26 protein-coding genes are annotated in these 26,213 nt (G+C 74.8%); 13 read left to right on the plus strand and 13 right to left on the minus strand.

Annotation, left to right across the window (positions count from 1 at the left end):
• Positions 1 to 624: NADH-quinone oxidoreductase subunit C (locus AB0G13_RS25970; RefSeq protein WP_357879247.1), on the minus strand; the 624-nt coding region annotated here is incomplete at its 3' end.
• Positions 625 to 856: 232 nt separating this feature from the next.
• Between AB0G13_RS25970 and AB0G13_RS25975 the strand changes: the two genes are divergently transcribed.
• On the plus strand, positions 857 to 1,903 hold the full coding sequence (locus AB0G13_RS25975) for a glucose 1-dehydrogenase (protein WP_357879250.1): 1,047 nt from the start codon (positions 857 to 859) through the stop codon (positions 1,901 to 1,903).
• 7 nt (positions 1,904 to 1,910) lie between these two features.
• Here the strand turns inward: AB0G13_RS25975 and AB0G13_RS25980 are convergent, their stop codons facing one another.
• Complete coding sequence (locus AB0G13_RS25980) at positions 1,911 to 3,227, minus strand: DUF2252 domain-containing protein (RefSeq protein WP_357879253.1); 1,317 nt, start codon at positions 3,225 to 3,227, stop codon at positions 1,911 to 1,913.
• A gap of 109 nt (positions 3,228 to 3,336) precedes the next feature.
• On the minus strand, positions 3,337 to 3,927 hold the full coding sequence (locus tag AB0G13_RS25985) for an NADH-quinone oxidoreductase subunit B family protein (protein WP_357879256.1): 591 nt from the start codon (positions 3,925 to 3,927) through the stop codon (positions 3,337 to 3,339).
• 443 nt (positions 3,928 to 4,370) lie between these two features.
• Between AB0G13_RS25985 and AB0G13_RS25990 the strand changes: the two genes are divergently transcribed.
• On the plus strand, positions 4,371 to 5,297 hold the full coding sequence (locus tag AB0G13_RS25990) for a hypothetical protein (RefSeq protein ID WP_357879259.1): 927 nt from the start codon (positions 4,371 to 4,373) through the stop codon (positions 5,295 to 5,297).
• Between the two features lie 121 nt (positions 5,298 to 5,418).
• On the opposite strand, the gene AB0G13_RS25995 is transcribed toward AB0G13_RS25990, so the two are convergent.
• Genes AB0G13_RS25995 through AB0G13_RS26005 form a run of 3 tightly spaced genes read right to left on the minus strand, consistent with a single transcriptional unit; the run spans position 5,419 to position 8,684 of the window.
• Positions 5,419 to 6,909 carry an aminotransferase class V-fold PLP-dependent enzyme gene (locus AB0G13_RS25995; protein WP_357879262.1) on the minus strand — a complete coding sequence of 497 codons (1,491 nt, stop codon included), beginning with the start codon at positions 6,907 to 6,909 and terminating at the stop codon, positions 5,419 to 5,421.
• A gap of 27 nt (positions 6,910 to 6,936) precedes the next feature.
• Positions 6,937 to 8,340 carry an MFS transporter gene (locus tag AB0G13_RS26000; protein ID WP_357879265.1) on the minus strand — a complete coding sequence of 468 codons (1,404 nt, stop codon included), beginning with the start codon at positions 8,338 to 8,340 and terminating at the stop codon, positions 6,937 to 6,939.
• Positions 8,341 to 8,372: 32 nt separating this feature from the next.
• A complete protein-coding gene (locus AB0G13_RS26005; RefSeq protein ID WP_357879268.1) occupies positions 8,373 to 8,684 on the minus strand; it encodes an MGMT family protein in 312 nt (103 codons plus the stop codon).
• Positions 8,685 to 8,697: 13 nt separating this feature from the next.
• On the opposite strand from AB0G13_RS26005, the gene proB reads away from it, so the two are divergent.
• The 8 genes from proB to AB0G13_RS26045 all read left to right on the plus strand — a co-directional run bounded on the left by proB (position 8,698) and on the right by AB0G13_RS26045 (position 14,273).
• Positions 8,698 to 9,855, plus strand: a complete 1,158-nt coding sequence (proB, locus tag AB0G13_RS26010; protein ID WP_357879271.1) for a glutamate 5-kinase — start codon at positions 8,698 to 8,700, stop codon at positions 9,853 to 9,855.
• 22 nt (positions 9,856 to 9,877) lie between these two features.
• Positions 9,878 to 11,122 carry a glutamate-5-semialdehyde dehydrogenase gene (locus AB0G13_RS26015; protein WP_357879275.1) on the plus strand — a complete coding sequence of 415 codons (1,245 nt, stop codon included), beginning with the start codon at positions 9,878 to 9,880 and terminating at the stop codon, positions 11,120 to 11,122.
• A 146-nt stretch (positions 11,123 to 11,268) separates the two neighbouring features.
• A complete protein-coding gene (locus AB0G13_RS26020) occupies positions 11,269 to 11,667 on the plus strand; it encodes a YbaB/EbfC family nucleoid-associated protein (protein WP_357879278.1) in 399 nt (132 codons plus the stop codon).
• A 2-nt stretch (positions 11,668 to 11,669) separates the two neighbouring features.
• Complete coding sequence (locus AB0G13_RS26025) at positions 11,670 to 11,996, plus strand: hypothetical protein (protein WP_357879281.1); 327 nt, start codon at positions 11,670 to 11,672, stop codon at positions 11,994 to 11,996.
• 30 nt (positions 11,997 to 12,026) lie between these two features.
• Positions 12,027 to 12,521 (plus strand): hypothetical protein, encoded by a 495-nt coding sequence (locus tag AB0G13_RS26030; RefSeq protein WP_357879284.1) that lies wholly within the window; start codon positions 12,027 to 12,029, stop codon positions 12,519 to 12,521.
• Positions 12,514 to 13,101 carry a hypothetical protein gene (locus tag AB0G13_RS26035; protein WP_357879287.1) on the plus strand — a complete coding sequence of 196 codons (588 nt, stop codon included), beginning with the start codon at positions 12,514 to 12,516 and terminating at the stop codon, positions 13,099 to 13,101. Before AB0G13_RS26030 ends, AB0G13_RS26035 begins: the two co-directional genes overlap by 8 nt.
• Positions 13,098 to 13,721 (plus strand): hypothetical protein, encoded by a 624-nt coding sequence (locus AB0G13_RS26040; RefSeq protein ID WP_357879290.1) that lies wholly within the window; start codon positions 13,098 to 13,100, stop codon positions 13,719 to 13,721. Before AB0G13_RS26035 ends, AB0G13_RS26040 begins: the two co-directional genes overlap by 4 nt.
• Before the next feature lie 36 nt (positions 13,722 to 13,757).
• Complete coding sequence (locus AB0G13_RS26045; RefSeq protein ID WP_357879293.1) at positions 13,758 to 14,273, plus strand: SUKH-4 family immunity protein; 516 nt, start codon at positions 13,758 to 13,760, stop codon at positions 14,271 to 14,273.
• A 116-nt stretch (positions 14,274 to 14,389) separates the two neighbouring features.
• Here the strand turns inward: AB0G13_RS26045 and AB0G13_RS26050 are convergent, their stop codons facing one another.
• The 6 genes from AB0G13_RS26050 to AB0G13_RS26075 form a co-directional block, all read right to left on the minus strand.
• On the minus strand, positions 14,390 to 15,202 hold the full coding sequence (locus AB0G13_RS26050) for a prenyltransferase/squalene oxidase repeat-containing protein (protein WP_357879321.1): 813 nt from the start codon (positions 15,200 to 15,202) through the stop codon (positions 14,390 to 14,392).
• 105 nt (positions 15,203 to 15,307) lie between these two features.
• On the minus strand, positions 15,308 to 16,489 hold the full coding sequence (moeZ, locus tag AB0G13_RS26055) for an adenylyltransferase/sulfurtransferase MoeZ (RefSeq protein ID WP_357879297.1): 1,182 nt from the start codon (positions 16,487 to 16,489) through the stop codon (positions 15,308 to 15,310).
• A gap of 110 nt (positions 16,490 to 16,599) precedes the next feature.
• Positions 16,600 to 17,325, minus strand: coding sequence for a DUF3152 domain-containing protein (locus AB0G13_RS26060; protein WP_357879300.1), 726 nt, complete (start codon positions 17,323 to 17,325; stop codon positions 16,600 to 16,602).
• A gap of 240 nt (positions 17,326 to 17,565) precedes the next feature.
• Positions 17,566 to 18,366 carry a DUF3152 domain-containing protein gene (locus tag AB0G13_RS26065; RefSeq protein WP_357879303.1) on the minus strand — a complete coding sequence of 267 codons (801 nt, stop codon included), beginning with the start codon at positions 18,364 to 18,366 and terminating at the stop codon, positions 17,566 to 17,568.
• A gap of 155 nt (positions 18,367 to 18,521) precedes the next feature.
• Positions 18,522 to 19,496, minus strand: a complete 975-nt coding sequence (locus tag AB0G13_RS26070) for an alpha/beta hydrolase (RefSeq protein ID WP_357879306.1) — start codon at positions 19,494 to 19,496, stop codon at positions 18,522 to 18,524.
• 38 nt (positions 19,497 to 19,534) lie between these two features.
• On the minus strand, positions 19,535 to 22,720 hold the full coding sequence (locus tag AB0G13_RS26075) for a hypothetical protein (RefSeq protein WP_357879309.1): 3,186 nt from the start codon (positions 22,718 to 22,720) through the stop codon (positions 19,535 to 19,537).
• Positions 22,721 to 22,866: 146 nt separating this feature from the next.
• On the opposite strand from AB0G13_RS26075, the gene AB0G13_RS26080 reads away from it, so the two are divergent.
• Positions 22,867 to 23,505: a TetR/AcrR family transcriptional regulator gene (locus AB0G13_RS26080; RefSeq protein WP_357879312.1), complete on the plus strand. Its 639-nt coding sequence runs from the start codon at positions 22,867 to 22,869 to the stop codon at positions 23,503 to 23,505.
• A 65-nt stretch (positions 23,506 to 23,570) separates the two neighbouring features.
• Positions 23,571 to 23,798, plus strand: coding sequence for a DUF3107 domain-containing protein (locus AB0G13_RS26085; RefSeq protein ID WP_088960194.1), 228 nt, complete (start codon positions 23,571 to 23,573; stop codon positions 23,796 to 23,798).
• Positions 23,799 to 23,859: 61 nt separating this feature from the next.
• On the opposite strand, the gene AB0G13_RS26090 is transcribed toward AB0G13_RS26085, so the two are convergent.
• Positions 23,860 to 24,513, minus strand: coding sequence for a ferritin-like fold-containing protein (locus AB0G13_RS26090; RefSeq protein ID WP_357879315.1), 654 nt, complete (start codon positions 24,511 to 24,513; stop codon positions 23,860 to 23,862).
• A 315-nt stretch (positions 24,514 to 24,828) separates the two neighbouring features.
• Here AB0G13_RS26090 and AB0G13_RS26095 point away from each other — a divergent pair.
• Positions 24,829 to 26,213 (plus strand): DEAD/DEAH box helicase (locus tag AB0G13_RS26095; protein WP_357879318.1); only part of this gene is annotated, 1,385 nt, incomplete at its 3' end.

The following is a 26,213-nucleotide window of genomic DNA, read 5'->3' on the forward strand; positions in this document are numbered from 1 at the left end:
GGTGCCGCCGCGCGGCCCCTCCCCGACCCCGCCCGCACCGGCCGGCGTCGGCGTCGTCCCCCACTCCCCCGGCGCGGGCACGCCCGGCGGGCGGATCGGCCGGCGCCCGCCGCCGGCCTCGGACTCGCCCGGTTCCTTGGCGCCCGGCCAGGGCTTCGCCACCCGGGAGGCGAGCACGAACTCCTTGCGCAGCGGGTGACCCTCGAACTCGGGCGGCAGCAGCAGCGGCGCCAGCCCGGCGTGGCCGGGAAAGTCGATGCCGAACATCTCGTGCGTCTCCCGCTCGTGCCACCCGGCGCCCGGGTAGACGTCGACGACCGAGGCGACCGCCGGGGCCTCCCGGGGCACCCGGGTGCGCAGCAGGAGCCCGTGCCGGTGGGTGGTGGACCAGAGGTGCGCCACCACGTCGAAGCCACCGGCGAGCTCGTCGACGGCGGAGAGCCAGTCGAAGTAGTCGCAGGCCAGCTCGGCGTCGTCGCGGGCGGCGCGGAGCGCGTCCGGCCAGTTCGCCGGCGGTACGTCGACGGTGGCGCGGGCGTGCGCCTGGCCGCCGGAGACCGACGGGGTCACCTCGGCGGGCGCGAGCAGCGCGACCATCCGCTGGCCGACCTCTTCCGGAGTCATGCCGCTGATCCTAGGTCCTGGCCCGGACCCCCCACCGAACCGAACGCCCCCACCCCCACCCCCGCGACCCCACCCCCACCCCGCCCCCACCCCGTCGATCATGCAGTCATGGTGCCCGGTTCACCCCGGAACGCGGCCTCCGTCCCCCACCACAACTGCATGATCGCCGGGGGTCGGGTGGGGATCTGGGGCTTTGGCGGCGGGGGGACGGTGGGCGGGGAAGGATGAGGCCGTGCGCGCTGTGACTGTCACCCCGGGTGTCGCCGACTCCCTGCGGCTGGTCGAGGACCATCCGGAGCCGCCGCCTGAGGAGGGCGCGATCCTGGTCGAGGCACTGGCGGTGGGGATCTGCGGCACCGACCACGAGATCATCGCCGGCCAGTACGGCGAGGCGCCGCCCGGCGCGGACCGGCTGGTGCTGGGGCACGAGTCGCTGGGCCGGGTGCTGGAGGACCCGTCGGGCACCCTGGAACCCGGCGACCTGGTGGCGGGCGTCGTCCGGCACCCCGACCCGGTGCCCTGCCCGAACTGCGCGGTCGGCGAGTGGGACATGTGCCGCAACGGCCGGTTCACCGAGCACGGCATCAAGGCCCTGCCCGGCTTCGCCCGGGACCGCTGGCGGCTGCAACCCCGGTTCGCCGTGGGGCTGGACCGGGCCCTCGCCTCGGTCGGCATGCTGCTCGAACCAACCAGCGTGGTGGCGAAGGCGTGGGAGCACATCGAGCGCATCGGTGCCCGTGCCGAGTGGCAGCCGCGGACCGTGCTGGTCACCGGGGCCGGGCCGATCGGCCTGCTGGCCGCGCTGCTGGCCACGCAGCGCGGGCTCGCCGTGCACGTGCTGGACCGCAACACCACCGGGCCGAAGCCGGACCTGGTCCGGGCACTCGGGGCGACCTACCACACCGTGCCCGTCGGCGAGCTGGACTTCGAGCCGGACGTGGTGCTGGAGTGCACCGGGGCGCCGGTCGTCGTCCTCGACGTGATGTACAAGGCCGCGCCGACCGGCATCGTCTGCCTGACCGGCGTCTCCAGCGGCGGGCGGACCATCGACCTCGACGCCGGGGCGCTCAACCGCGCCCTCGTGCTGGAGAACAACGTGGTGTTCGGCTCGGTCAACGCCAACCGCCGGCACTGGGACCTCGCCGCCGCGGCGCTGGCCCGCGCCGACCGGTCGTGGCTCGACTCGCTGATCACCCGCCGGGTGCCGGTGGAGGCGTACGCCGGGGCGTACACCCCCGAGCCGGACGACATCAAGGTGGTGCTGGAGTTCGGCTCCTGACCGCCGCTCAGAGGCCGGGCAGCCGGCCGTTGCGGAACAGGTCGACGAAGAGCTGGTGGTCCTGCCGGGCGCGGACGCCGTACGCGTGGGCGAAGTCGACCAGGTGGGCCACGAAGCCCGCCTCGTCGGCGTCCACCGCCGCCACGATCGCCTCCTCGGTGGAGTAGTCGACGAGGTCGTGGCTGGACTCGTCGTCGGCCACCGAGTGCATCCGGGCGACGGCCCGGCCCAGGTCGGACAGCACCCCGGCCAGCTCCTCCGGCTCGTTCACGTCGGCCCAGTCGAGGTCGGCCGCGTACGGGGAGACCTCGGCGACGAGCTGCCCGGCCCCGTCCAGCTCGGTGAAGCCCAGCCACGGGTCGGCGTGCGCCTGGAGGGCGCGCTGCGACTCAGCCGTGCGGTGCCCCTGGTGCTGGAAGTAGCCCGCGACCGACTCGTCGGCGATGTGCCGGGCCACCGCCGGCACCTGGGCCTGCTTCATGTAGATGACGACGTCGTTCTCCAGCGCCTGGGTGTGCCCCTCCAACAGCAGGTTGTACGACGGCAGCCCGGCCGAGCCGATGCCCACCCCCTTGCGCAGCACCACGTCCTTGATGTGCGTGGCGACGGGACGGAACTGGGCGGAGGAGGCGGGCAGCGTGCCGAGGTAGTCCTCGAACGCGGCGCAGACCCGCTCCCGGGTCTCGGCGTCGACCTCGAAGACGCCGTCGCCCAGTGAGAAGCGCCGCTCATAGTTGTCGATGATGGTCTGCGTGGCGAGCAGGTCGACCCGGGTGTTGAGCCGCGCCTGCTGGAGCACCCGGCGGAGCACCCCGTCGGCGGTGTCCAGGGTGATCGAGCCGATCGCGTCGTCGCCACCGTCGGCGATGGCGCGCAGCTCGGTCAGGTACGACGCCGCGAAGCCGGCGACCAGGTCGCTGATGGCCCGGTCGGAGAGCGCCTTGGCGTAGCCGAGCAGCGCCACGCTGGCCGCCAGCCGCTTCAGGTCCCAGCTGAACGGCCCCACGTACGCCTCGTCGAAGTCGTTGACGTTGAACACGAGCTGCCCGGAGGCGTTCATGTACGTGCCGAAGTTCTCCGCGTGCAGGTCGCCGTGGATCCACACCCGGCTGGTGCGGTCGTCGAGGAACCGGTCGTCGGCGAAGTCGCCGACCTGGTCGGCGTAGAAGAGCGAGGCGCTGCCCCGGTAGAAGGCGAACGGCGACGCGGCCATCTTGCGGAACTTGCGCCGGAAGGCTGCCGGGTCGAGAGCCATCGACGCGCCGAACTCCTCGGTGAGCACGTCGACGATGTGGGCGGAACGCTGGTCGGCGGAGTGGTTCATGGTGCGCAGGCTAGCCCCCGGCGGCCAACCCAGGCCCTCGGCCGACCGGACGGTGCGGCGCAGGAGGTGGGCGGGCGGTGCGGCGCAGGAGGTGGGCGGGCGGTGCGGCTCAGGAGGTGGGCGGGCGGACCGGTGGGGCGGTCAGCGACTCGGCCGAGCGCGGCGGCACGCCGATGGAGCCGGCGTCGGCCGGCGGGGCGTCGACCGGCGAGGCGAGCGCGTCCGGCCGGGGCACGCCGCCGATCCCGGACTGCTCGGCGGCGATCTTCTCCTGGAGGCGCAGGATGCCGTGCAGCAGCGCCTCGGGGCGGGGCGGGCAGCCGGGCACGTAGACGTCGACCGGGATGAGCTGGTCGATGCCCTTGGTCACCGAGTACGAGTCCCAGTAGGGGCCGCCGCAGTTGGAGCAGGCGCCGAACGAGATGACGTACTTCGGCTCGGGCATCTGGTCGTAGAGCCGCTTGATGGCGGGGGCCATCTTGTCGGTGACCGTTCCGGAGACGACCATGAGGTCGGCCTGCCGGGGCCCGTGCGCGAACGGGATCACGCCGAGGCGCATGAAGTCGTGCCGGCCCATGCTGGTGGCGATGAACTCGATCGCGCAGCAGGCCAGGCCGAAGTTGAAGACCCAGAGCGAGTAGCGACGGCCCCAGTTCAGCACGAACCGGATCGGCTCGCCGAGCACTCCCGGCACCTGCACGTCGGTCTCCCTTCCGCTTCCGGTGCCAGTCAACCACAGCGCCCGGCGTGGCCGTCCCGCCCGACCCGTCCGGACGGACCGCACACCGCTGGCCGTTCCGGGGGCCGCACACCCTCTGGCGGTCTGCGGACCCGCCGGGCGCCTGCTCCACGGCGCCCGGGAGCCGACGGCTGGCGCCCGGGGAGCATGGTGGTGGAGATCGGCAGCGCGGGCGAGGCGGTCCGGTGCCCGCTGGTGACGTTCCCCCGCAGCGACCCGGCGGGTCGCGCCGGTCCCGGTCCGGCTCGCCGCAGCCCGGCCGACTGCCCTCCCGGTTGCACCCGATCGACGACTTTCGGTGTCGGGTTCGCGTCTCGCCGGCACCGCAACCCGCACCGGGCCACGGGGGTGTTCGACATGTCGCCCCGACTGGAGGCGACCCCACGGGGAAACAGGAGGATCTCATGACCACGATCACCCGCCGCGGCCTCGCCGCCGTCGGCCTGGCCGCCGCTCTGCTGGCACCCGCCGTCCCGGCCGCCGCCGCGCCGACGACCACCGGCCGAGCCGTCGCCGAGGTCGGCCGCCTGGTGCTGGAGCCGTCCGCGCGTGGCTACCAGGGCACGCTGCCCATCACGGTCACCAACGACACCGCCCAGCCGGTGTCGCACGTGCTGGTCACCGAGCCGGTCGCCGGTTCCTGGCGAGGCACCCTCTCCAACGAGTTCTGCACGGTGGTGGTGCCGAAGCAGTTCGTCCGGACGTACGACTGCGCGGTGCCCGTCGCCGCCGGCCAGAGCTACACCTTCTCGGCCCGGTTCGAGGTGCTGACCCGCACCCGGCCGTACCCGATGTCCACCCGGGACGGGCAGGTCGCGGTGCAGGTGGGCTACGACGCGCCGGTGACCACCGTGACGCCGTTCCGCACCCTCTTCCGTTCGACCTCCGGCAGCCTGGCCGGGGCGCGTCCGTACCGTCAGGACCGGACGGCGGACGCGTCCCTCACCGTCGGGGAGGCCCGGCTCACCCGGCAGGAGGACGGTCGCTGGGCCGGCTGGCTGCCGGTGACCATCCGGTACGGCGGCGACGCGCCGCACAACGACCTGTACGTGGCGGCGAGCCTGCCGAACGGGATGGACATCCCCGGCACCGACCCGGCGTCGGAGGTGCCCACGTTCGCGGGCGGCTTCCTCGTGCCGGGCGGCGAGTTCATGGCCGGTGAGCAGCGCGTGGTGCGGGTCAGGCTGACCGCCCCGGCCGATGCCGACCCGGGTGTCCTCGGCACCGGGACGTTCGCGCTGGAGGTCGTCTACGAGGGTGGTCCGGTCGACGACCGGCTCCCCGCGGACAACGCCGTGTCCTTCCCGGTGACCCTGCTCGACGGCGTCTGACCGCAGCGCGGCCCGGCCGGGCAACCCGACCGGGCCGCCACGCGAGGAACGGACGGCCCGGTCGGGGTGACCCCGGCCGGGCCGCCGCGCGAAGGCGCACCGGGTCACCGGCGAGCGGGGACTACTCCCAGCTCGGGCGCTGGAGCAGGCTCACGAACTCGACGAGCAACCGCTCCCGCAGGCCCGCCGGGGCCGCGTCGAGCAGCGCGTTCACCAGCGCCATCCGGTCGGGCGCCGGTCCCGCGCCCGGGGCGCCGAGGCCGAGCCCGGCGGCCAGCCCGGCGACCGTCTCCGCAGTCAGCGTCTCCGGGGTGAGCGTGCCGGCGAGGGCGAGCAGCTCGGCGGGGAGCGCGACCCGCCCGGCGGCCCGGGTGGCGGCCACGGCGTCGGCCAGGTCCGGGCCGAACTCGGCCACCCGGGGCGCCACCGCGGCGGTCACCGTCAGGTGCACGCTCGGCGGCAGGTCGGCGTACGAGAGCTGGGGCTGGGTGTGCCAGCCGCGCGCGGCCAGCTCGTCGACCAGGACGAAGAGGTCGAGGCCCGGGTCGGTGGCGGTGAAGCAGACGACGGTCGACTCCGGCTCGGCCATCAGCCGCAGCCCGTCGACCGCGCGGACGGCGTCGGCCAGGCCGGCCACGGCGTCCCGCGTAGCCGCCGCGAGCCGCAGGTAGCCGTCGTCGCCGAGGTGCCGCAGGGTGGCGTACGCGGCGGCGATCGGGCCGCCGGAGCGGGTGGAGGCGATGACCGGGTTGACCATCGTGTAGCCGGGCCAGTCCGCGTACGCGAAGTACTGCGGGGCGCGCAGCGCCGGGTCGCGGTGCAGCAGCACCGACACGCCCTTCGGGGCGTACGCGTACTTGTGCAGGTCCACCGAGATCGAGGTGACCCCCGCGACGGCGAAGTCGAACGGTGGCACGTCCGCCCCGAGCCGGCGCAGGTACGGCAGGGTCCAACCGCCGAAGCAGGCGTCCACGTGGCAGCGCACCCCGGCCGCGGCGGCCGCCTCGGCGATCTCGGCGACGGGGTCGACGACACCGTGCGCGTACGAGGGGGCGGAGCAGGCCACCAGCACGGTCTCCGGGCCGATGGCGGCGGCCACGTCGGCGGCGGCGGGCCGGAGGGTCCGCGCCGACACGGGCACCGTGTCCACCGCGACCCGCAGGTAGTGCGCCGCCTTGGCGAACGCGGCGTGCGCGCTGGCCGGCACCACGATCCGGGGTGCCGCGATCTCCGGGTGGGCGTCCCGGGCGGCCTTCACGGCCAGGATCAGCGACTCGGTGCCGCCGCTGGTGACGCTGCCGACCACGTCGGGGGCGGCGCTGCCGGGGCCGCCGCCGAGCAGCCGGGCGGCCGCGCCGACGAGCGCGTTCTCCATCGCCAGCAGCGACGGAAAGGCGGTCGGGTCGAGCCCGTTGACGTGGGCGCTGCCGGCGTACGCGGCGGCGGCCAGCTCGTCCAGCCCCGGCACCGCCGGGTCGTAGACGTACGCGAACAGCCGCCCCCCGTGGGTGGGCCGGTCGGCGGCGCGCAGGGCGCGCACCTCCGCCAGCACCCGCTCGGCGGGCAACCCGTTCCCGGGCAGCGCCCGTCGGTCAGCGTCGTCGTCGATCATGGAGTTGTGGTGCCCTTTCCATGGGGGTCAGCGGCTTTCATCCCCCACCACAACTACATGATCGCCGGGGTGGGGGGTGGTGGCGGTCAGGCGGGACGGGGTCAGGTCGTAGGGGCGCAGGGCGAGGACCGCCAGGCCCACCAGGAGGGCGGGGAGGACCGTGAAGCCGATCAGGATGCCCAGTCGGGCGGTGTCGGACTGGGTGGCCGCCGTGCCGGTGTCGGAGGAGACGTAGCCGCTGAGCTGGAGCACCAGGCCGAAGATGCCCGGCCCGAGGGCCAGCCCGAAGGTCTCGCCGGCCGTCCAGAGCCCGGTGAAGACGCCGGCCTGCCGCCGGCCGGTGCGCGCCGTGTCGTAGGCGATGCAGTCCGGGAGCATGGCGAGGGCGAACACCTGCTGCCCGGCGTAGCCGACGCCGATCAGCGCGACCAGCAGGTAGACCGCCAGCGCCGGCAGCACCGGGGCGGCGACAAGGGCCAGCGCGCCCGCCGCGAAGATCAGCGACGCGGCGACCAGGGCGGCGAGCTTGCCGATCCGCGCCCCGGTCCGGGTCCAGAGCGGCATCACCAGCAGGGCCGGTCCGACGAAGCAGACGAACAGGACGGTCGGCCCGCCGTCGGGATCGCGCAGGACCTGGTCGGCGAAGTAGTTGACCCCGGCGAGGACGGTGGCCACCCCGGCGGACTGCACCACGAAGCAGACCAGCAACGCCCGGAACGGTCGGTTGCGGGCGGCGACGGCGAGCTGGGCGCGCAGCGTCGGCTCGCTCTCCCCCACCGTGCCGCCGGGCGCGGACCGGGTCCCGAGGAACGCGCCGAGCGCGCCGAGCACGATCAGCCCGGCGACGAAGAGCCCCATCCAGCGGTGCCCGGCCACGCCTCCGCCGCCGGCGTCGCGCACCAGCGGGGCGACCGCCCCGGAGACCAGGATGGCCAGCGCCAGCACGGCGATCCGCCAGCTCATCAGCCGGGTACGTTCGGCGTAGTCGCCGGTCAGCTCCGCCGGCATCGCCACGTACGGCACCTGGAAGAAGGCGAACGCGGTGGCGGTGGCGAGGAAGGCGACCGCCACGTACGCCCCGGCGGCCGGCCCGGCGCCGAACGGCGCGGCGAAGATGGCGGCGAAGAGCACGCCGAGGGCGAGCCCGGCGCCCAGCAGGTACGGCCGGCGGGCGCCCCAGCGCGACCGGGTGCGGTCGGAGATCCGGCCGGCGACGGGGTTGACCAGCACGTCCCACGCCTTCGGCAGGAGCACCAGCAGGGCCGCCGCGCCCGCCGCGACGCCGAGGGTGTCGGTCAGGTACGGCAGCAGGAGCAGGCCGGGCACGGTGCCGAACGCGCCGGTGGAGAGCGATCCGAGCGCGTAACCCGCGTGCACCCGGCGCGGCAGCACGCCAGCGACCGGAACAGCTCCACCCGGCGGCGCGTCCATGACGCCGAATGTTACTCACGTTATGGCGCGGGTCACATCCCCTCCTCGGGGGACCAGCTCGCCCTCATGTCCACCCCGGCGCCGCGCAGCGGCGTCCCCTCGGCGCGCAGCCGGGCCCGCGCCTCCCGCTCGTGACCGGGCGGCAGGCGGCCGGCCGCGTTCACCACCCGGTGCCAGGGCACTCCCCCGCCGTGCCGGGCCATGATCGAGCCGACCAGCCGGGCCGAGGCCCGCCCGGAGCGTTCGGCCAGCGCGTCGGCGACCGCCCCGTACGACATCACCCGGCCGGGCGGGATCCGCTCGACCAGCTCCAGCACCGCCTCGACGTACTCGTCAGGTCTCACGACCGGCCACGATATGGGAACGCGCCGGGGCGGGCCGGGGCCGACCGCGCAGAATGGGCGGGTGCGCGACGTAGTCAAGGCGGCCCGGCGGGTCGTCGTCAAGATCGGATCCTCCTCGTTGACCACCGCCGCCGGCGGCCTGGACGACGAGCGGGTCGACGCGCTCGTCGGCACCCTGGGCGCGCTCGCCGCCGGGGGCCGGGAGGTCGTGCTGGTCAGCTCCGGCGCGATCGCCGCCGGCCTCGCGCCGCTGGGGCTCTCCCGGCGTCCGCGCGACCTGGCCACCCAGCAGGCCGCCGCCAGCGTCGGGCAGGGCCTGCTGATCGGCCGGTACGCCGCCGCCTTCGCCCGGCACGGGCTCACCGTCGGACAGGTCCTGCTCACCGTCGACGACGTGACCCGGCGGGCGCACTACCGCAACGCGTACCGCACCCTGCGCAAGCTGCTCGACCTGCGGGCGGTGCCGATCGTCAACGAGAACGACACGGTCGCCACCGAGGAGATCCGGTTCGGCGACAACGACCGGCTGGCCGCCCTCGTCGCCGCCCTGGTCCACGCCGACCTGCTGGTGCTCCTCTCCGACGTGGACGCCCTCTGGACGGGCGACCCCACCCGCCCCGGCTCCAGCCGGATCAGCGAGGTGCACGACGAGCGGGACCTGACCGGGATCGACATCGGCGGCGCCGGCCGGGCCGGGGTGGGCACCGGCGGCATGGTGACGAAGGTGGAGGCGGCCCGGATCGCCACCGGCTTCGGCATCCCGGTGGTGCTGACCGCCGCGCCGCTCGCCGCCCCGGTGCTGGCCGGCGAGCCCGTCGGCACCCTGTTCCACCCGAGCCGGCGGCGCCCGGCGGCCCGGCTCTTCTGGCTGGCCCACGCCACTTCTCCCCGGGGGCGGCTGCACCTCGACCCGGGCGCGGTCGCGGCGGTGGTGGGCCGGCGCAAGTCGCTGCTGCCCGCCGGGATCACCGCCGTGGACGGGGCGTTCACCGCCGGCGACCCGGTCGACCTGGTGGACGCCGAGGGCGCGCCGGTCGCCCGGGGACTGGTCAACTACGACGCGGTCGAGCTGCCCGGGCTGCTCGGCCGGTCCACCACGGAACTCGCCGCGGCGCTCGGCCCGGCGTACGAACGGGAGGTCGTCCACCGCGACGACCTGGTACTGCTGTGACGACCGAGGAGTGGGTACGGCGATGAGCGTGAGCGAGCAGGCCCGGCGGGCGCGTACGGCGGCGGAGGCGCTGGCCGTCGCCACGCGTACGGCCAAGGACGCCGCGCTGGTGGCGATGGCCGACGCGCTGGTGGCGCGTACGCCCGAGATCCTGGCCGCGAACGCCACGGACCTGGCGGCCGGGCGCGAGGCCGGGCTGAGCGCGGCCGTGCTGGACCGGCTCGCCCTCGACGCGGGGCGGGTGGCCGGCATCGCCGACGCGCTGCGGCAGATGGCCGCGCTACCGGACCCGGTGGGCGAGGTGGTCCGGGGCTCGACCCTGCCCAACGGGCTGGAGCTGCGCCAGATCCGGGTGCCGTTCGGCGTCGTCGGCATCATCTACGAGGCCCGGCCGAACGTGACCGTCGACGCCGCCGGCATCTGCCTGAAGTCCGGCAACGCGGCGCTGCTGCGCGGCTCGTCGTCGGCGGCCGGCTCCAACGCCGCCCTGGTCGCTGTGCTGCGTGACGCGGTGGCCGACGCCGGCCTGCCGGCGGACGCGGTGCAGCTGCTCGACGCCAGCAGCCGCGACTCCGTCAAGGAGCTGATGCGCGCCCGGGGCCTGGTCGACGTGCTGATCCCGCGCGGCGGCGCGTCCCTGATCCGCACGGTGGTGGAGGAGTCCACCGTGCCGGTGATCGAGACCGGCGTGGGCAACTGCCACGTCTACGTCGACGCCGCCGCCGACCTCGCCAAGGCCGTCGCGATCACGCTGAACGCGAAGACCCAGCGGCTCTCCACCTGCAACACCGCCGAGTCGCTGCTCGTGCACGCGGCGGTCGCCGACGCCTTCCTGCCGCCGGTGCTGGCCGCGTTCGCCGAGGCCGGCGTCACCGTGCACGGCGACGACCGGGTCGCCGCCCACTCCGCCGCGGTGCGGCCCGCCACCGACGAGGACTTCGCCACCGAGTACCTCTCCGCCGACATCTCGGTCGCCGTCGTCGACTCGCTCGACGCGGCGGTCGCGCACATCCGGCGGTACGGCACCGGGCACACCGAGGCGATCGTCACCGACTCGACCAGCGCCGCCCGGGAGTTCGTGGCCCGGGTGGACGCGGCGGCCGTGATGGTCAACGCCTCGACCCGGTTCACCGACGGCGGCGAGTTCGGCTTCGGCGCCGAGATCGGCATCTCCACGCAGAAGCTGCACGCCCGCGGCCCGATGGGCCTGCCCGAGCTGACCTCCACCAAGTACGTGGTCACCGGCGACGGCCACCTGCGCGGCTGACCGCCGCGCCGGCGTGCGGCCCGGTGGCTCCGGGGAGCCACCGGCGTCGCGTCCTGCCTTCCCCGGGCGGCGGCGGGGGCACCGCCGGATGGCGGGTGGCCGTTAGTCTGGGGCGGGTTCGGCACGGCTTGTCTTGGGGAGGCGGCATGCTGGGCGAGAGTGCCCTGGAACAGCAACTGGCGCAGGCACGCGCCGCGCTGCGCGAGGTGGGCGGCGCCGCCGCACCCCGGGAGCGGGCGGAGTCGGTGGCCGAGGCCGCCGACGGCCGGGTCCGGGTCACCCTCGGCACCGACGGCCAGGTCAGCGCCCTCGAAATCGACCCCCGGGTGCTCCGGGAGGGCTCGGAATACCTCGCCGCCGAGCTGCGCCAGGCGGTCAACGCGGCGCTCGACGGTCAGGACGACGGGGCCGCCACCACCGAACCGATGCCCGACCTCGCCGCGGTGACCGCCACCATCGAGCGCCTCCAGGACCAGGGCCTGCGGCAGATGCGGGAGATCAGCCAGACCGTCAGCGAGACCATGCGGAAACTGCACAGGAGCTGAGCGTGGAGAACCTCGAAGTCGACATCGACGCGCTGGGTCGCGGCGCGGACGAGCTGGAACGGGCCAAGGAGTCGGTCCGCCAGGTCTTCGAGGGCTTCCAGGCGTCGGTCAACGGCTACGCCGCGGCCTTCGGCGGCGACGACATCGGGTCGCTGCTCGGCATCGCCCACCAGGCGTGCGTGGACGCGCTGGCCGAGTGCCTCGACACCAACATCACCGAGCTGGAGAGCTACGTCGACGGGCTGCGCGGGATGGCCGAGAGCTACCGCGCCGTCGAGGACGACGTGGCCGCGTCCTTCCGCTCGATGCTCGGCTCGCTGGGCGGCTGAGCCGCCGCCCGGCCTACGAAAGGAGTCGCGGTGGGCCTGACGCTCCCGGGCGAGCTCGCCTCCCTGCTCTCGATGCTCGGCTACGACTGGCCCCAGTCGGACGAGACGGCCATCTTCCAGCTGGCCGGCGAGTGGACCGGCATGGCCGGCCGGATCTCCGGGTCGGTCGCGCAACTGGAGTCGGCGGCGCGGACCGTGCTCGACAACAACCGGGGCGAGAGCTTCACCGCCTTCGCCGGTGAGTGGAACGACGGCGAGTCGGCCGCGCGCAACATCGCGGACGTCGCCCGCCCGGCCACCGTCATCGGCGTCGGGCTGATGGTCGCGGCGGGCGTGGTGCTGGTCCTGAAGATCCAGGTGATCGTCCAGCTGGCACTGCTGGCGTTCCAGATCGCACAGGCGATCGCGACGGCGGCGGTCACCTTCGGGGCGTCCCTCCTCCAGATCCCGATCTTCAAGATGATCACGGGGCTGATCATCGACCAGCTCATCGGGATGGCCGTGGACACGGTGCTCAATGCCTAGGCGGCGGACCGCCCCGCCCCGGCAGACCCAGGCCAAGGGCGCGAAGATCGTCTCGGCCTACCTGGAGAACGCGGACGTCTTCCGGACGGCCAAGGGAGGTAAGCCCAAGGGACCCGCCGTCCTGGTGCTGCGCAACCGGAAGGACTTCGTCAAGAAGGACTTCGACCGCAAGGCGGCGGACCTGGTGCGGCTCGGCCAGGAGGGCAAGCTGGTCAAGACCAAGCCGAAACGCAAGCAGGTGGAACACAAGGACCCGAATAAGCCGGGCACGCGGAAGCTGACCACCGTCTACCGGGACCGCGTGATCCGCCAGCTCAACAAGGGCCAGAACTACATGAGCAACAAGGAGCTGGTCCAGAGCCTCTACCGGGGCAAGAAGCCCGACAAGTACCCGGTGACCGGCCCCGGCGTGACACTCGACCCCGACCACGTGCACGAGCTGCAACTGGGCGGCGAGGATTCGTACGATAACCTCCGGTTGATGGACGCCTGGACCAACCGCGAGATCGGCCGGGAGATCGGCCAGGCGCTCAAGGACGTGCCCGAGGGGACCCCGGTCATAGTGAAGGTGATCCCGTGACGAGTGACGCGACGGCGGCCAGGCTCGACCGGATCCGCACCAGGTTCGCGCGGCTCAAGGAGCTGGAGGCGGAGCACGGGTTCGGCGTCGTCCTCGTCGACGGGGTTCCGCTGGAACCCTTCCCCGGCGTGCCCGAGGGCGCGTTCGAGGTGTTCCGCATCATCGGCAAGATCGAGGGCAGCCACTTCCGGTTCGAACAGCCGGCCGAGATCGGCAGCCTGACCGCCCTCCAGGCCCGGCCGGACAACCCGCACGACCCACTCGGCCCCGCCGTGTCGATCGGCTGCGAGCTGCACAGCGTGCCGCCGCGGCTGCGCGACGAGATCGACGGCGGCGAGAGCGTCTCGCTCGACCTCGAAGAGGGCGACGTCTACCACATCGACCCGGACGACTACGTCTTCCTCTACGAGCACCCGGACGAGGAGGTCGACATCCACGTCTTCGCCCCCGACATCGTCACGTTCTTCGACGAGTACGTGCTGGGCGACAAGTACCCGCAGGTGGTCGACACGATCCTGGGGCCCGGCGTGCGGGAGCAGCGGGTGCGCAAGGGCCGGTTCCAGGGGCAGTACGCCGACACCTGGCTGCGCCTGCTGGTGACCGCGGGCATCGTCTCCTGACCCGTACCGTCCCGCCGAGAATGCAGAGGACCAACGATGGCCGCTGACCCCCGGTTCCGCTCACTGTGGAGCGAGGACGAGCTCATCCCGTACCCGCGCGAGGCGTGGCTGGAGGGGGGATTCGGCCCCGACATGCTGCCCGCCGGCGACGAGATCCCGCTCGACGTGGCGGTCGTCTACACCGCCTTCCTCGAAGGCGACATCGAGCTGTTCGACACGATCCAGCTGAGCACCGAGGACGGCTCGCTGGACATCCGGCTGATCGTGGTGGGCGCGGTCGCCGACAACCCCGACCTGCTCTACGTGCTCGACCCGAAGACCGGCGAGATCCTCCAGTTCGACCTGGAACAGCAGGACGTCCAGGCGGTCAACAGCAACTTCCGCACCTTCGTCGAGTTCCTCTACCAGTTCGCGCTCTTCGTGGAGGCCGACGAGGGCAAGCCTGGCCGGGCCGAGCGGGCGGAGGCGCTGCGCACCGTCCTGGAGAGCATCGACCGCGCCGCGTTCGCGCCGGACGCCTGGTGGCCCCTGGTGATCAGCCAGCTCAAGTGAGGCCGGCCGGTCCGGCGCGCGGCTGACGGGAGTGTGCTCCGGGGGTCCGCGCCGACGACGCCGACGTGCGCCATCCGCGGCGACCCGGCCGACGGTGACGGCCGACGGATCGAGGCTCAGCGGCAGGCCCGGATCGCGCTCAACGTGGTGTGCACGTCGAACTGGTGCCCGTCGTCGCTCTCCCACCCGCCGTCGCTGCGCTGGGTCTCGGCCAGCCGCCGCCGCGCCCGCGCCAGCAGCCAGTCCTCCCCGTCGATGCCGACGCGCCGCAGCGTGGCGGCCAGCCAGGCCACGTCGCCCGGGGACAGCTCCGGCATCCGCTCGGCGAGAATCACCTGGATCCGCGCCGCCTCGTGGAACATCTCCTGCCGGTACAGGACCGCCGCGCTGAGCCAACCGGCGGGCAGGAAGGACGGCCAGCCGCCGTCCGGGCGCAGCCGGGCGACGAGCGACTGCGCGGCGGCGTGCACGACGCCCGCGTACGCCCCGCCGACCCGGTGGTCGAGCGGCCCGGCCGCCCGCGCGTCCAGGCCGGCGACGGTCAGCCAGAAACCGGCGTTCGCGGTCAGATGGAACCCCGCCTCGGGGTCGCCCGGCCGGGCCCACTCGGGGGCGACGTCGGCCAGCGCCGCGTCCTCCTCCCAGCCGCCGTCGGGCAACTGCCGCGCGGCCAGCCAGTCCAGCGCCCGGCGGGCGGCCGGCCGGCCGAGCGCGCCGAGATCGTCCAGCTCGGACAGGCGGAAGCAGGTGGCGTCCACGGAGGAGACCTCCCCGCCCAGCGTCGCCGGCCAGCCACCGTCGGGCGCCTGGCCGACCTCCGCGTCGTCGAGCAGTTCGGCAGCGGGCGGCGCGCCGGTGCGCAGCCGGGACAGCCGGGCGCGGTCCACCGCGTCCCCGTGTGCCACGACGAACCCGACCGCCGCATCCATGTCGACCACGGCAGCAACGCTACCTGCGGAAATGCGATCCCGCCTCGGTGAATCGGCCGAGGTGGCGGGGGGCGGACGGCCCGGCGCCACCTCGGCCGACGCCGGTCAGTACGCGGGCAGCGACGGGTCGATCTGCTTGATCCAGGAGAGCACGCCGCCCTGCACGTGCACGGCGTCGCGGAAGCCGGCCGCCTTGAGCGCGGCGAGCGCCTCCGCCGAGCGGACCCCGGACTTGCAGTGCAGCACGATCTGCCGGTCCTGCGGCAGCTTGGCGAGCGCCTCACCCGAGATGATCTCGCCCTTGGGGATCAGCGTCGCGCCGGGGATCCGGACGATCTCGTACTCGGCGGGCTCGCGGACGTCGACGAGGAAGATGTCCTTGCCCGCGTCCTGCCACTCCTTGAGCTCCAGCGCGGTGATGGTCGCGTCGACCACCGCCTCCTGGGCCTCCACCGACACGGCGCCGCAGAAGTCCTCGTAGTCCTCGAGCAGGTCGGTGACCGTGGGATTCTCGCCGCAGAGCACGCAGTTCGGGTCCTTGCGGACCTTGATCTTGCGGTAGCTCATCTCCAGGGCGTCGTAGACCATCAGGCGGCCGACCAGCGGCTCCCCGATGCCGGCGAGCAGCTTGATCGCCTCGTTGACCTGGATGGAGCCGATCGACGCGCAGAGCACGCCGAGCACGCCGCCCTCGGCGCAGGAGGGGACCATCCCGGGCGGCGGGGGCTCCGGGTAGAGGCAGCGGTAGCAGGGGCCGTGCTCGGCCCAGAACACCGACGCCTGGCCGTCGAACCGATAGATCGACCCCCAGACGTACGGCTTGCCGAGCAGCACCGCCGCGTCGTTGACCATGTAGCGGGTGGCGAAGTTGTCGGTGCCGTCGACGATCAGGTCGTAGCGGGAGAAGATGTCCCGCACGTTCTCCCGGTCCAGCGCCGTGTTGTGGATCTCCACCTGCACCAGCGGGTTGATCTCGCGGATCGAGGCGGCGGCCGACTCGGCCTTGGAGCGGCCGATGTCGGAGACGCCGTGGATGATCTGGCGCTGGAGGTTGGACTCGTCGACGGTGTCGAAGTCGATGATGCCGAGCGTGCCGACCCCGGCGGCGGCGAGGTACATCAGGGCCGGCGAGCCGAGACCGCCGGCACCGACACAGAGCACCCGGGCGTTCTTCAGCCGCTTCTGCCCCTCGACCCCGACGTCCGGGATGATCAGGTGGCGCGAGTAGCGGCGGATCTCGTCAACGGTCAGCTCGGCGGCGGGCTCGACGAGCGGGGGCAACGACACGGTGGACTCCCCGGAATCGGCTGAAGGCGAACCGGGCCATTGTCGCTCGTACCCGGGTCGATCGGCCATGAGGAGCGACACGTCGCCCGAACTGCGGGAAGGGGAATAACTCAGGTGCCGGGAACGACCTCGCCGTCGTACCGCGAGCCGTCGACGTACGGCCAGGCGTTGGCGGCGCAGCCGTCCAGGCCGTACGTCTGCTGCTGCATCACCGGCGCCGGTTCGCCGGGCCCCGGGCAGGCCTGGTGTTCCTCGCCGAGTTCGTGGCCCACCTCATGGTTGACCACGTAGGCGCGGTAGATCTCCAGCGGCGCCCCGTAGTCGGGGACCGCCTCCAGCCAGCGCGCCAGGTTGATGATCACCTGCCCGGGGAGCCGGCAGGAGGTGTAGCCCTCGGTGCTCAGCCCGCCCTGGGCGCACATCCGCTCCGAGGTGCCCGGCGTGGCCAGGTAGACGGTGAAGTCCGCGTCGGCCGCCTCCGGCACCCGCCGCATCCGCAGCTCCGCCGAGGCGATCCAGCCGCGGGGGTCGGCCAGCACCTCGTCGACGGTGGCGGCGAAGGCGGCGACGTCCTGGCCGGTGCCCTGCTCCACGGCCACCCGGTAGTGCAGGACCGGCCCGTCGGTGCCCCGCACCGGGGAGTCGCCGGGCGCGGTGGTGAAGTCGCCCGTGCCCGTGCGGGGGTAGGCGGGCGGCCGTTCCCGCTCGTCCGCCCCCGCCGCGTACGACGTCCGGCCCCGGTCGTCGATGGCCGGGGCGGTCGCGGGGCCGCCGGCGCGGGGCAGCGTCACGGCGGCGGTCGCCGCGAGCAGCAGGAGCACGCCGAGCCCCAGCACCCGCCGGTCCCGCAGCGGGGCCGGCGGTCGCCACCACCGCGCCGACCGGCGCGACGACGGTCGGGGTGGCGTCGGGCGGCGTGCCGGGCCAGGCGGGTCGCAAGGGGACGACGACGTCATGGAACGAGCGTCCCACACCAATCGGGCATTACGCCGGGTAAAACGCGAACCGGGCTCATTCCCCGGAAACGCCCCCGGACCGCCTCCTCCGGGCCGCGCGGGACGCCCGATCGCCGCCGGTCAGAGCCGGGGGCCCGCGTACCGGCGACCGTCGCGGTACGGCCAGGGGTTGGCCACGCAGCCGTTGAGGAAGAGCGTCTGCTGCATCATCACCGGCGCCACCCGCCCCCTGCCGGGGCAGCGCTCGTGCCGGTGTCCCAACTGGTGCCCGACCTCGTGGTTCACCACGTACGTCCGGTAGACCGAGAGCGGCACCTTCGCGCTGACGAAGTGCGGCACCGAGAGCCGCCAGCGGTCCAGGTTGATGATCACCTTGCCGGGCGCCCGGCACGACGTGTAGGGCCGCCCGCCCACCCGGATGTCCACCCCTCCGGCGGCACACATCCGGCCCGCCGTGCTGGCCGTGGCGAGGTAGACCGTGAAGTCGTGCCGGGAGCCGGCGGTCACCTGCTGCAACCGCAGCCCGCCGTCGACCCAGCTCCCCGGCCCGGCGAGCGCCCGCTCGACGGCGGCGGCGAACTCGCCCGCGTCCTCGTCGGCGCCCGACTCCACGGCGACCCGGTAGCGGCGCAGCGTGCCCGCGTCGCCCAGCACCGGGCCCGCCCGGTCGTCGTAGCCGAAGCTGCCCCGCCCCGCCGGCGGCACCGGGCCGGGCAGACGGAGCACGGCCGGCGGGAGCGTGGCGGACGAGGGCGTCGCGGCGGGCGACGACGGCAGCGGCGAGGCCGCCCCCGGCGCGAGCATCGGCGCGGGAGCCAGTTCCTCGGCGGTGAGCGCCTCTGCCCCGACGTCGCCGCCCCGCCGGTCGGCGATCACCGCCACCGCCGCGCCGACCGCGAGCACCAGCGCGACCAGCTCCACGAGACGCCGCCGACGCGCCGGACGGCGGTGCCGCGGGCGGGTCAGGTCCACGCCCCCGGCCGGTGCCGGTGACCGGGTGGCGGCACGACGACGGCCCTCGGCGGGAGCCGGGACGTGACGGGCCGGGGCGGGGCGACGGGCAGGGGACATCCCGGTCAGCCTGCCATGTCGGACCGCCTGGCGGTGTCCCCCGTTTCGGTGAGCAGGCCCAGCACGGCCCGGGCCACCAGGCGCGGGACCTCCAGTTGCGCCACGTGGCCGACCCCGTCGAGCATCAGCAGCCGGCTGTCCGGGACGACGCGGGCCGTCTGCGGGGCCACCCGCACGTCCACCAGCCGGTCGGCCCGTCCCCCGACGACCAGGGTGGGCGCCGCGACCGTCGCGGCGAGCCGCCACAGCGACCCCGACCCCGGCAGGTACGACCGCAGGAAGCTGGAGACCAGCCCCCGGAACGTCCGGACGTACGCGGCGGCGTAGTGCGCGGCCTCGTGCCGCACCCGGATCTCCTCCAGCGCCTCCTGCCGGCGCTGGTCGCAGATCCGGCTGAGGTCGGCGACGCACGCCTCCATCACCTGCTGGGCCATCACCTCGGGCGCGATCTGGGCCAGCCGCCAGGCGGCCAGGCGCTCGCCCCGGGGGACCGCCAGCAGCGGCAGCATCCGGCCCTGCAACGAGCGCCGGAAGTCCAGGAACGGCAGCGCGGGCGAGATCAGGGTCAGGCTCCGGACCAGGTCCGGCCGCACCCCCGCCACGTGCACCGAGACCGCCCCACCCAGCGAGTTGCCGAACAGGTGCACCGGCCCCCGACCGGAGTGCTCGATCCAGCGGACCACCCGGTCGGCGAAGGCCGGGACGGTGTACCGGCGACCCGGCTCGCTGCGGCCGAACCCGGGCAGGTCGATGGCCTGCCCGTCGAGGTGGTCGGCGAGCAGGTACGCCAGGTCGGTCCAGTTCTGCGACGAGCCGCCGAGCCCGTGCACGTAGAGCGCCGGCTCCGCGCCGGGCGCGGTGGCCGGCGTGTCCCGGACGTACGTCACCGTGCCGTCGAGGCGTACCTCCCGCCCCGGCCAGGGCGGTGGCACGGAGGGCTCGGGAAGGAGGTGGTCCGGCCGCAGGGTGGCGCTCTTCATGACTCCAGTCTGCCCGGGGTCGCGCCGACCGGCAGCGCTCAGGCCAGCAGCGCCTCGAGCCGGCGGTTGACCGCGGCCAGGGTGGCCCGGACGACCGCCTGCCGGGGATCACCGGCGACCAGCGCGGAGCCGACGAGCTGCTCCACCCAGCCGTCACAGACCAGCAGCACCACCACCGTGGCCACGTCGCAGTTGCCGAAGGGCACCACGGCCGCGTGCTCGACGAAGCAGCGCCCACGGTCGGGGCCGGCGTCGGGGCCGGGCTCGCCGCCGCGCAGCAGCTCGTCCACCGCCGCGGCGGCGGCCACCGCGCAGAGCCGCAGCACGTAGCCGTCGACGGCCGGCCCGGTCGAGTAGCCGGCGGCGCTCTCCCCACCGGCGAGCAGGCGGACCTCCACGGTGGCGTCGAGGCCGAAGGTGCTCACCTGGACGTGGTCGATCACCACCCGGGGGCCCACCGCACCGCCGGTGTCCAGCGGCCGGGACGGCGCCGTCTCCGTCGTCGTCACCTGCCCACCGGAGTACGACGTGCCGACGGTCGCCGGGGCACCGGCCGGGGTCCCGGCCGGGGCGGCGGAGACCGAGCCCGGCTCCTCCACCGTGGCCCGGCCCCGGTGCGGGGCGGCGGGCTGCCGGCGTCGGCGCGGGGTCTCGGGTGCCGCCTCGGGACGCTGGTCGGGGCGGGTCGGCGGGGCCTCCGCAGGGCTGCCGGCCACCCTGCCGCCGGGCACCCGGGGCTCGGCGGCAGACGGCTCGGCGAGGCGCGCGGCGGAGCCCGGTGACCTGCGACGCACCGGCGGGGCGGGCGCGGCCGGCATGCCGGGCAGGTTCTGCGGCGCGGCGGCCAGCCCCATCCGGTCCTGGAGCAGGCGGGCGACCTGCCGGCTAACCTCGGCCGGGTCGGCCCCGTCGGCGAGGTCGAGCCGCAGGCTGTGCGCGCCGGCCGGGGTGCGGCGCAGCGCCGCGTCGCGGACTCCGGCCACGCCACGGACGGCGTCGAGGATGGCGTTGACGTCGAAGCCCTCCGGGCGCTCCCGCAGCGGGGCGGGCTCGTCGTCGCGGCGCAGGTGGGTGGCGATGCGGGCGAGTTCGGGGGTTTCGGCGGGTGGGTCCACGGCTGGCGGCTCCGGCACGACGGGCACGTCCGGCTCGGCGGGGACGCGCTGCGGCAACACCGCCGATGCGGGGTCCGGCGCCTGGTCGGCGGCGGCCGGTGGGGCCGGCGGCGCCGGCTCGGGGGCGGATCGGCGGGCCGCGTAGGGCGGTGCGCTCGTCGGGGCGGGCGTGGCAGGGGTGCGGTCCCGTCGCCCGAACCCGCCGATGGCGGGGCCGGCGGCGGTCTGCGGGCCGCCGGTCGGCCTCGGGGCCGGCTCCGCGCTCTCCGGCCGGAGTCGGAACGGTCGGGTGACCCGGTCCGGGGTGTCCTCGGCGCGGGGCGTCGCAGCGGCCTCCGGGGCGTACGCGAGCGGGGGCGCGCCCGCCGGCGCGGGGACCGACCCGCCGGTCGCCCAGGCCGGTCGCTCGACCGGGGCCGACGGTTCGACCTCGGGCCCGCTCGGACGGTCGACGGGGACGGACGGTCGCTCGTACGACGACCGGGGCACCGACGCGGGCTGGCCGATGTCGTAGGGGCGGCCGGGCTCGCGGGGCTGGTCGTAGGGCCGGGACTCGGCGCGCGGCGGTTCGTACGGCCGATGCGGCTCACCGGCCCAGGCCGGCTGCTGTTCCTCGCGGGACCGGCGACCGACGGACTCGGACTCCTCGCGGGACCGGCGACCGACGGACTCGGACTCCTCCCGGGACCGGCGACCGACAGGCTCGGACTCCTCCCGGGACCGGCGACCGACAGGCTCGGACTCCTCCCGGGAGCGGCGCCCCGTCGGCTCGGGCTCGTCCCGGGCCCAGGGCGGCGCCCACGCGGCGCCCCAGCTCGGGCGGTTCCAGTTCGGACCGGTCCAGTCCGGTTCGGTCGTCGGCGGCCACTCGGCGGCCGACTGTCGCGGGCCGCCCGGTTCGGGGTCGGTCGACGGTTCCCGGTCGGCGCCCGGAACGTGCGTCACCGGGTCGGCGGCCGGCGACCGGTCATCCGCACCCGGGCGCGGGTCCGCGCCGAAGCCACGCCCGGCCGGTTCGTGTCCGGCGGCGCTCGGCGCGCGGTCCTGGCCGAACCCGCCCGCCATGCGGTCCTGGTCGAACCCGCCCGCCGCCCGGTCCTGGCCGGCGGCGCCCAGCGTCCGCTCCGCGCGAAGGCCGCCTGCGGCCCGGTCCTGGCCCAACCCACCGGATGGGCGGTCCTGGCCCGGCTCCCCTGCCGCGCTCTCCGTGCCGGCGGCGACCGGGTCGGGGCCCCGGTCCTCGCGGAAGGCGCGATCCGCGCCCAGCGCGCGGTCGACGCCGGCGACCCTTTCGCCGGCGGTCGCGCGGTCGCCGACGGCGGACGCGGCGTTGACCGGACGCTCGGCGACCGGACGCTCGGCGGGCGGCGGGAAGGGGCGCGGCTCGGAAGCCGGCGGCTCCGGCGGGAGGTGGTCGCCCCAGCCGCGTGCCGTGCCGGCGGCGGACGGGGGTTCCTCGGCGGTGGCGCGGTCGACCGTCGGCGCGTGGAAGCCGGGCGGCACCTCGAAGCCGCTGGCGGCGGTGCCCACGGGCGGGACCTGGACGGCCGGGGGCGCCGACGTGGGCAGGCCGGGGTCGGCCCAGCGGGCCTGACGCCCGGTCGACGGGTCGTCGGAGGGGCGCCGGACCGGGCCTGGCTCGGGGTCGGTGAACCCGCGCCGCGGCCCCGGCGGCTGGTCGACCGTCGGCGCCGGGCGCTGCGCGGGCACCACCAGCCGGTCGTTGCCCGGGTCGCGGCGCTGCTCGCCGAGGATGCCGGGCGGGGCGCTCACCGGAGCCTGGCGGCTGGCCGGCGCGTCGTCGGCGGCGTGGTCGACGCCGTTGACGTGGTGGCCGTTGACCCGGGCCGGCGGCTCGGCCCCGGCCGGCAGGCCGGGCAGCGGTGGCGGCAGGTCGCCGTGTCGCGGCGACGAGGCGGCCCACCCGGGGGTCGGTTCGGGCGGACCCCACGGCGAGGCCGGATCGCGAGGGCCGGAGATGTCCCCGCCCCGGGACCAACTGGCCGCCGGGGGCGCCCACCCGCCGGAACGGGCCAGGTCGTCCTGCGGACCCGTCCCGTCGCCGTGCTCTCCCGGGGTGGCGGCACCGGGTTGCCCTGTTTCACTCACCGCGCGCTCCTTGGTCGCCCCCGCTGAGGCTACCGTGTGGTGACAGTGGCGATAAGTTACAGCGGCGGGCCAATTCCGCGACGGGTCCCGGGCCCCGACCGGTTCGGGTGAAATGCCGGCTCGTACGAAGAAACTCGGAGGTTCCCATGACCGCTGCGGGGAACGGTGCCCAGACCGCCGGCCGGCCCACCCGCCTGCCCCGTTCCGCGCGCCGCAAGCAGTTGCTCGCCGCGGCGCAGGAGGTGTTCGTCGCCCAGGGCTACCACGCGGCTGCGATGGACGACATCGCCGAGCGGGCGGGAGTCTCCAAGCCGGTGCTCTACCAGCACTTCCCCGGCAAGATGGATCTCTATCTCGCCCTGCTGGACACGCACTGCGACGCGATCCTCGCGAAGGTGGACGACGCCATGCGCGGCACCAGCGACAACAAGGAACGGGTCGGCGCGTCGGTGCGCGCGTACTTCGACTTCGTCGACCACGAGAGCGAGGCGTTCCGCCTCGTCTTCGAGTCGGACCTGCGCAACGACCCGGCGGTGCGGCAGCGCGTCGAGCGGGTGGAGCAGGGCTGCATCGCGGCGATCACCGACACCATCATCTCCGACACCGGGATCAGCCGGGCGCACGCCGAGCTGCTCGCCTCCGGTCTGGTCGGCGCGGCCGAGACCGCCGCGCAGTTCTGGCTGGCCCGGGGCCGGCAACTCCCCAAGGCCGAGGCCGAGGCACTGGTCGCCGCGCTCTCCTGGCGGGGCATCGCCAGCTTCCCGCTGCAAGGTGAGTCAGCCTGAACATCCGGCCCCGAGATCGGATAGCCTTCCCATCGGCGGCTCTTTCGCCCGAATGAGGAGGCACAGTGGAGGTCAAGATCGGCGTGCAGTACGCGCCCCGCGAGCTGGTCCTGGAGAGCGCGCAGTCGCCGGCCGAGATCGAGCAGATCGTGACCGACGCCTTCGGCAAGGACGAGGGCACCCTCTCCCTGACCGATGAGAAGGGCCGGCGGGTGATCGTGCCGGTCAACAAGGTCGCCTACGTCGAGATCGCCGAGGCGTCGCCGCGCGCGGTCGGGTTCACCGTCCGCTGAGTGGTCCGGTCGGCCGCGACGGGTGACCCGACGATCGCCCGTCGCGGACCGCCGGTCGCGGTCAGTTGTTCAGCCCGGCGGCGGCCATCCGCGTGGTGTGCGCCGCGGTCAGCCGTCGGAACAGCCCCGGCACGTCCACCCGCCCGCTCCGTGCGACGAGCGCGGTGAGCGCCCCCTGCTCGGCGGTGGCCACCCGGCCGGCCTGCGACAGCGCCTCGCCGACCAGTCGCCGCGCCCACATCGAGAGCCGGCCGGCGACCCTCGGATCGGCCTCGACGGCCGCCCGGATCTCCGCGACGGCGAAGTCGGCGTACGACGAGTCGTGCAGCACGTCGAGGACGAGCTGGCGGTCCGGCTCGGCCAGGGCCACGGCGATCTCCCGGATGAAGTCGTCGGTGATGGCGTCGCCCACGTACGCCTTCGTCACCGCCTCCGCCCAGTCCCTCGGCTCGGTCGAGTCGTGGTACGCCTGGAGCGGCTCGACGTACGGCGCCATGGCGTCGTCGGGTAGCACGCCGAGCGTGGCGAGCCGGTCGGCCAGCCGCCGGTAGTTGCCGATCTCGGCGGCGGCCATCTCGCCCAGCGCCGCCCGCCGGCGCAGATCGGGGGCGAGTCGGGCGTCGACGGCCATCCGCTCGAAGGCGAGCAGCTCACCGAGGGCCACCAGGCCGAGCAGGTCGACGACGGCGCGGTCGGGCAGATCGGTCGCGGGCACGAGCGCAGGCTACCGCCCACCGACAACCCGGCCCGGAGTGGCACAGGTCACACCGGTCGCCCCCGGCGTGTCGCGTGCGCATGGAATCAGGACGGCACCGGGTCGGTTCAGGTAACATGGAGCAGTTGCCACGGGCGCCGATCTGGCCAGACTGGTCCCACCGATCAGCCGGTCCGATCGAAGTGTGAGGCCCGCGGCGCGCGTGCGGCCCGGTCCGGCAAGGCAATCTGCCGCCGACCGTGTGGCCCGCGCCACACCGAACGCGCCCTGAGGACATGACGGGGCGCACCCACGAGAGGGCACCCCCAAATCCATATGAGCGAGCTGACTCAAGACCTCATGGACGGCCAGGAACTGGCCGCCACCGCTCCGGTGCGCCCGGAGGCACCCACCTTCGCCGAGCTTGGCGCGCGTCAGGAGACCGTCGACGCGCTGGCCGCGGCCGGCATCACCCGCGCCTTCGCCATCCAGGAGTACGCGCTCCCGATCGCGATGCGCGGCACCGACCTGATCGGCCAGGCGCCCACCGGCACCGGCAAGACCCTCGGCTTCGGCGTACCGCTGCTGGAGCGGGTCTTCGCGCCGGGCGAGGGCAGCGACGGCGTGCCGCAGGCGCTGGTCGTCGTACCCACCCGTGAGCTGGGCATCCAGGTGGCCAAGGACCTCGCCGCCGCGGGCAGGACCCGGGGCGTCCGGGTGCTGCCGATCTACGGCGGCGTGGCGTACGAGCCGCAGATCGACGCGCTGCGCAAGGGCGTGGAGATCCTGGTCGGCACGCCCGGCCGGCTGATGGACCTGCAGAAGCAGAAGCACCTGCGGCTGGACCGCGTCCACGCCCTGGTGCTGGACGAGGCCGACCGCATGCTCGACCTGGGCTTCCTCGACGACGTCGAGAAGATCCTGGCGATGCTGCCGGAGGACCGGCAGACCATGCTCTTCTCGGCGACCATGCCGGACCCGATCGTCACCCTCTCCCGGCGCTTCCTGCGCCACCCGGTGACGATCCACGCCGGGCACACCGCCGAGACCGGGCCCTCGCCGCAGACCCAGCAGCTGGTCTACCGCACGCACTCGATGAACAAGGTCGAGGTGGTGGCGCGCATCCTCCAGGCCGAGGGGCGCGGGCTCACCATGATCTTCACGCGGACCAAGCGGGCCGCCGACCGGGTCGCCGAGGACCTCGACTTCCGCGGGTTCGCGGTGGCCGCGGTGCACGGTGACCTCGGGCAGGGCGCGCGCGAGCGGGCGCTGCGGGCGTTCCGGGCCGGCAAGATCGACATCCTGGTCGCCACCGACGTGGCGGCCCGCGGGCTGGACGTCACCGGGGTCACCCACGTGATCAACTACGACTGCCCCGAGGACCAGGACACCTACACCCACCGGATCGGCCGCACCGGTCGCGCCGGGGCGACGGGCGTCGCGGTGACCTTCGTCGACTGGGACGACATGCCCCGCTGGCGCATCATCGACAAGACCCTCGGTCTGGAGATGCCGGAGCCGCCGGAGACGTACCACACGTCCCCGCACCTCTACACCGACCTGCACATCCCCACCGACGTCAGCGGCACCCTGCCGACCGCCGAGCGCACCCGCGCCGGGCTGTCGGCCGAGGTCGAGGAGGACCTCGGCGGCGGACGGTCCCGGCGGGGCGAGGGCGGCCGGGGCGCGCGGCGCGGCGAGCGCGGCGAGGGCCGTGGTCG

The sequence above is a fragment of the Micromonospora sp. NPDC023633 genome (genome assembly GCF_040640035.1).
Lineage (GTDB): Bacteria > Actinomycetota > Actinomycetes > Mycobacteriales > Micromonosporaceae > Micromonospora.

Bases quoted from the DNA above. Each gene is read 5' to 3' on its own strand.
- AB0G13_RS25995 (WP_357879262.1), bottom strand. From the start codon at position 6,909: ATGATCGACGACGACGCTGACCGACGGGCGCTGCCCGGGAACGGGTTG.
- proB (WP_357879271.1), top strand. From the start codon at position 8,698: ATGGGAACGCGCCGGGGCGGGCCGGGGCCGACCGCGCAGAATGGGCGG.
- AB0G13_RS26015 (WP_357879275.1), top strand. From the start codon at position 9,878: ATGAGCGTGAGCGAGCAGGCCCGGCGGGCGCGTACGGCGGCGGAGGCG.
- AB0G13_RS26070 (WP_357879306.1), bottom strand. From the start codon at position 19,496: ATGAAGAGCGCCACCCTGCGGCCGGACCACCTCCTTCCCGAGCCCTCC.
- AB0G13_RS26050 (WP_357879321.1), bottom strand. From the start codon at position 15,202: ATGGATGCGGCGGTCGGGTTCGTCGTGGCACACGGGGACGCGGTGGAC.
- AB0G13_RS26020 (WP_357879278.1), top strand. From the start codon at position 11,269: ATGCTGGGCGAGAGTGCCCTGGAACAGCAACTGGCGCAGGCACGCGCC.
- AB0G13_RS26045 (WP_357879293.1), top strand. From the start codon at position 13,758: ATGGCCGCTGACCCCCGGTTCCGCTCACTGTGGAGCGAGGACGAGCTC.
- AB0G13_RS26080 (WP_357879312.1), top strand. From the start codon at position 22,867: ATGACCGCTGCGGGGAACGGTGCCCAGACCGCCGGCCGGCCCACCCGC.
- AB0G13_RS25980 (WP_357879253.1), bottom strand. From the start codon at position 3,227: ATGAACCACTCCGCCGACCAGCGTTCCGCCCACATCGTCGACGTGCTC.
- AB0G13_RS26035 (WP_357879287.1), top strand. From the start codon at position 12,514: ATGCCTAGGCGGCGGACCGCCCCGCCCCGGCAGACCCAGGCCAAGGGC.
- AB0G13_RS26000 (WP_357879265.1), bottom strand. From the start codon at position 8,340: ATGGACGCGCCGCCGGGTGGAGCTGTTCCGGTCGCTGGCGTGCTGCCG.
- AB0G13_RS25990 (WP_357879259.1), top strand. From the start codon at position 4,371: ATGACCACGATCACCCGCCGCGGCCTCGCCGCCGTCGGCCTGGCCGCC.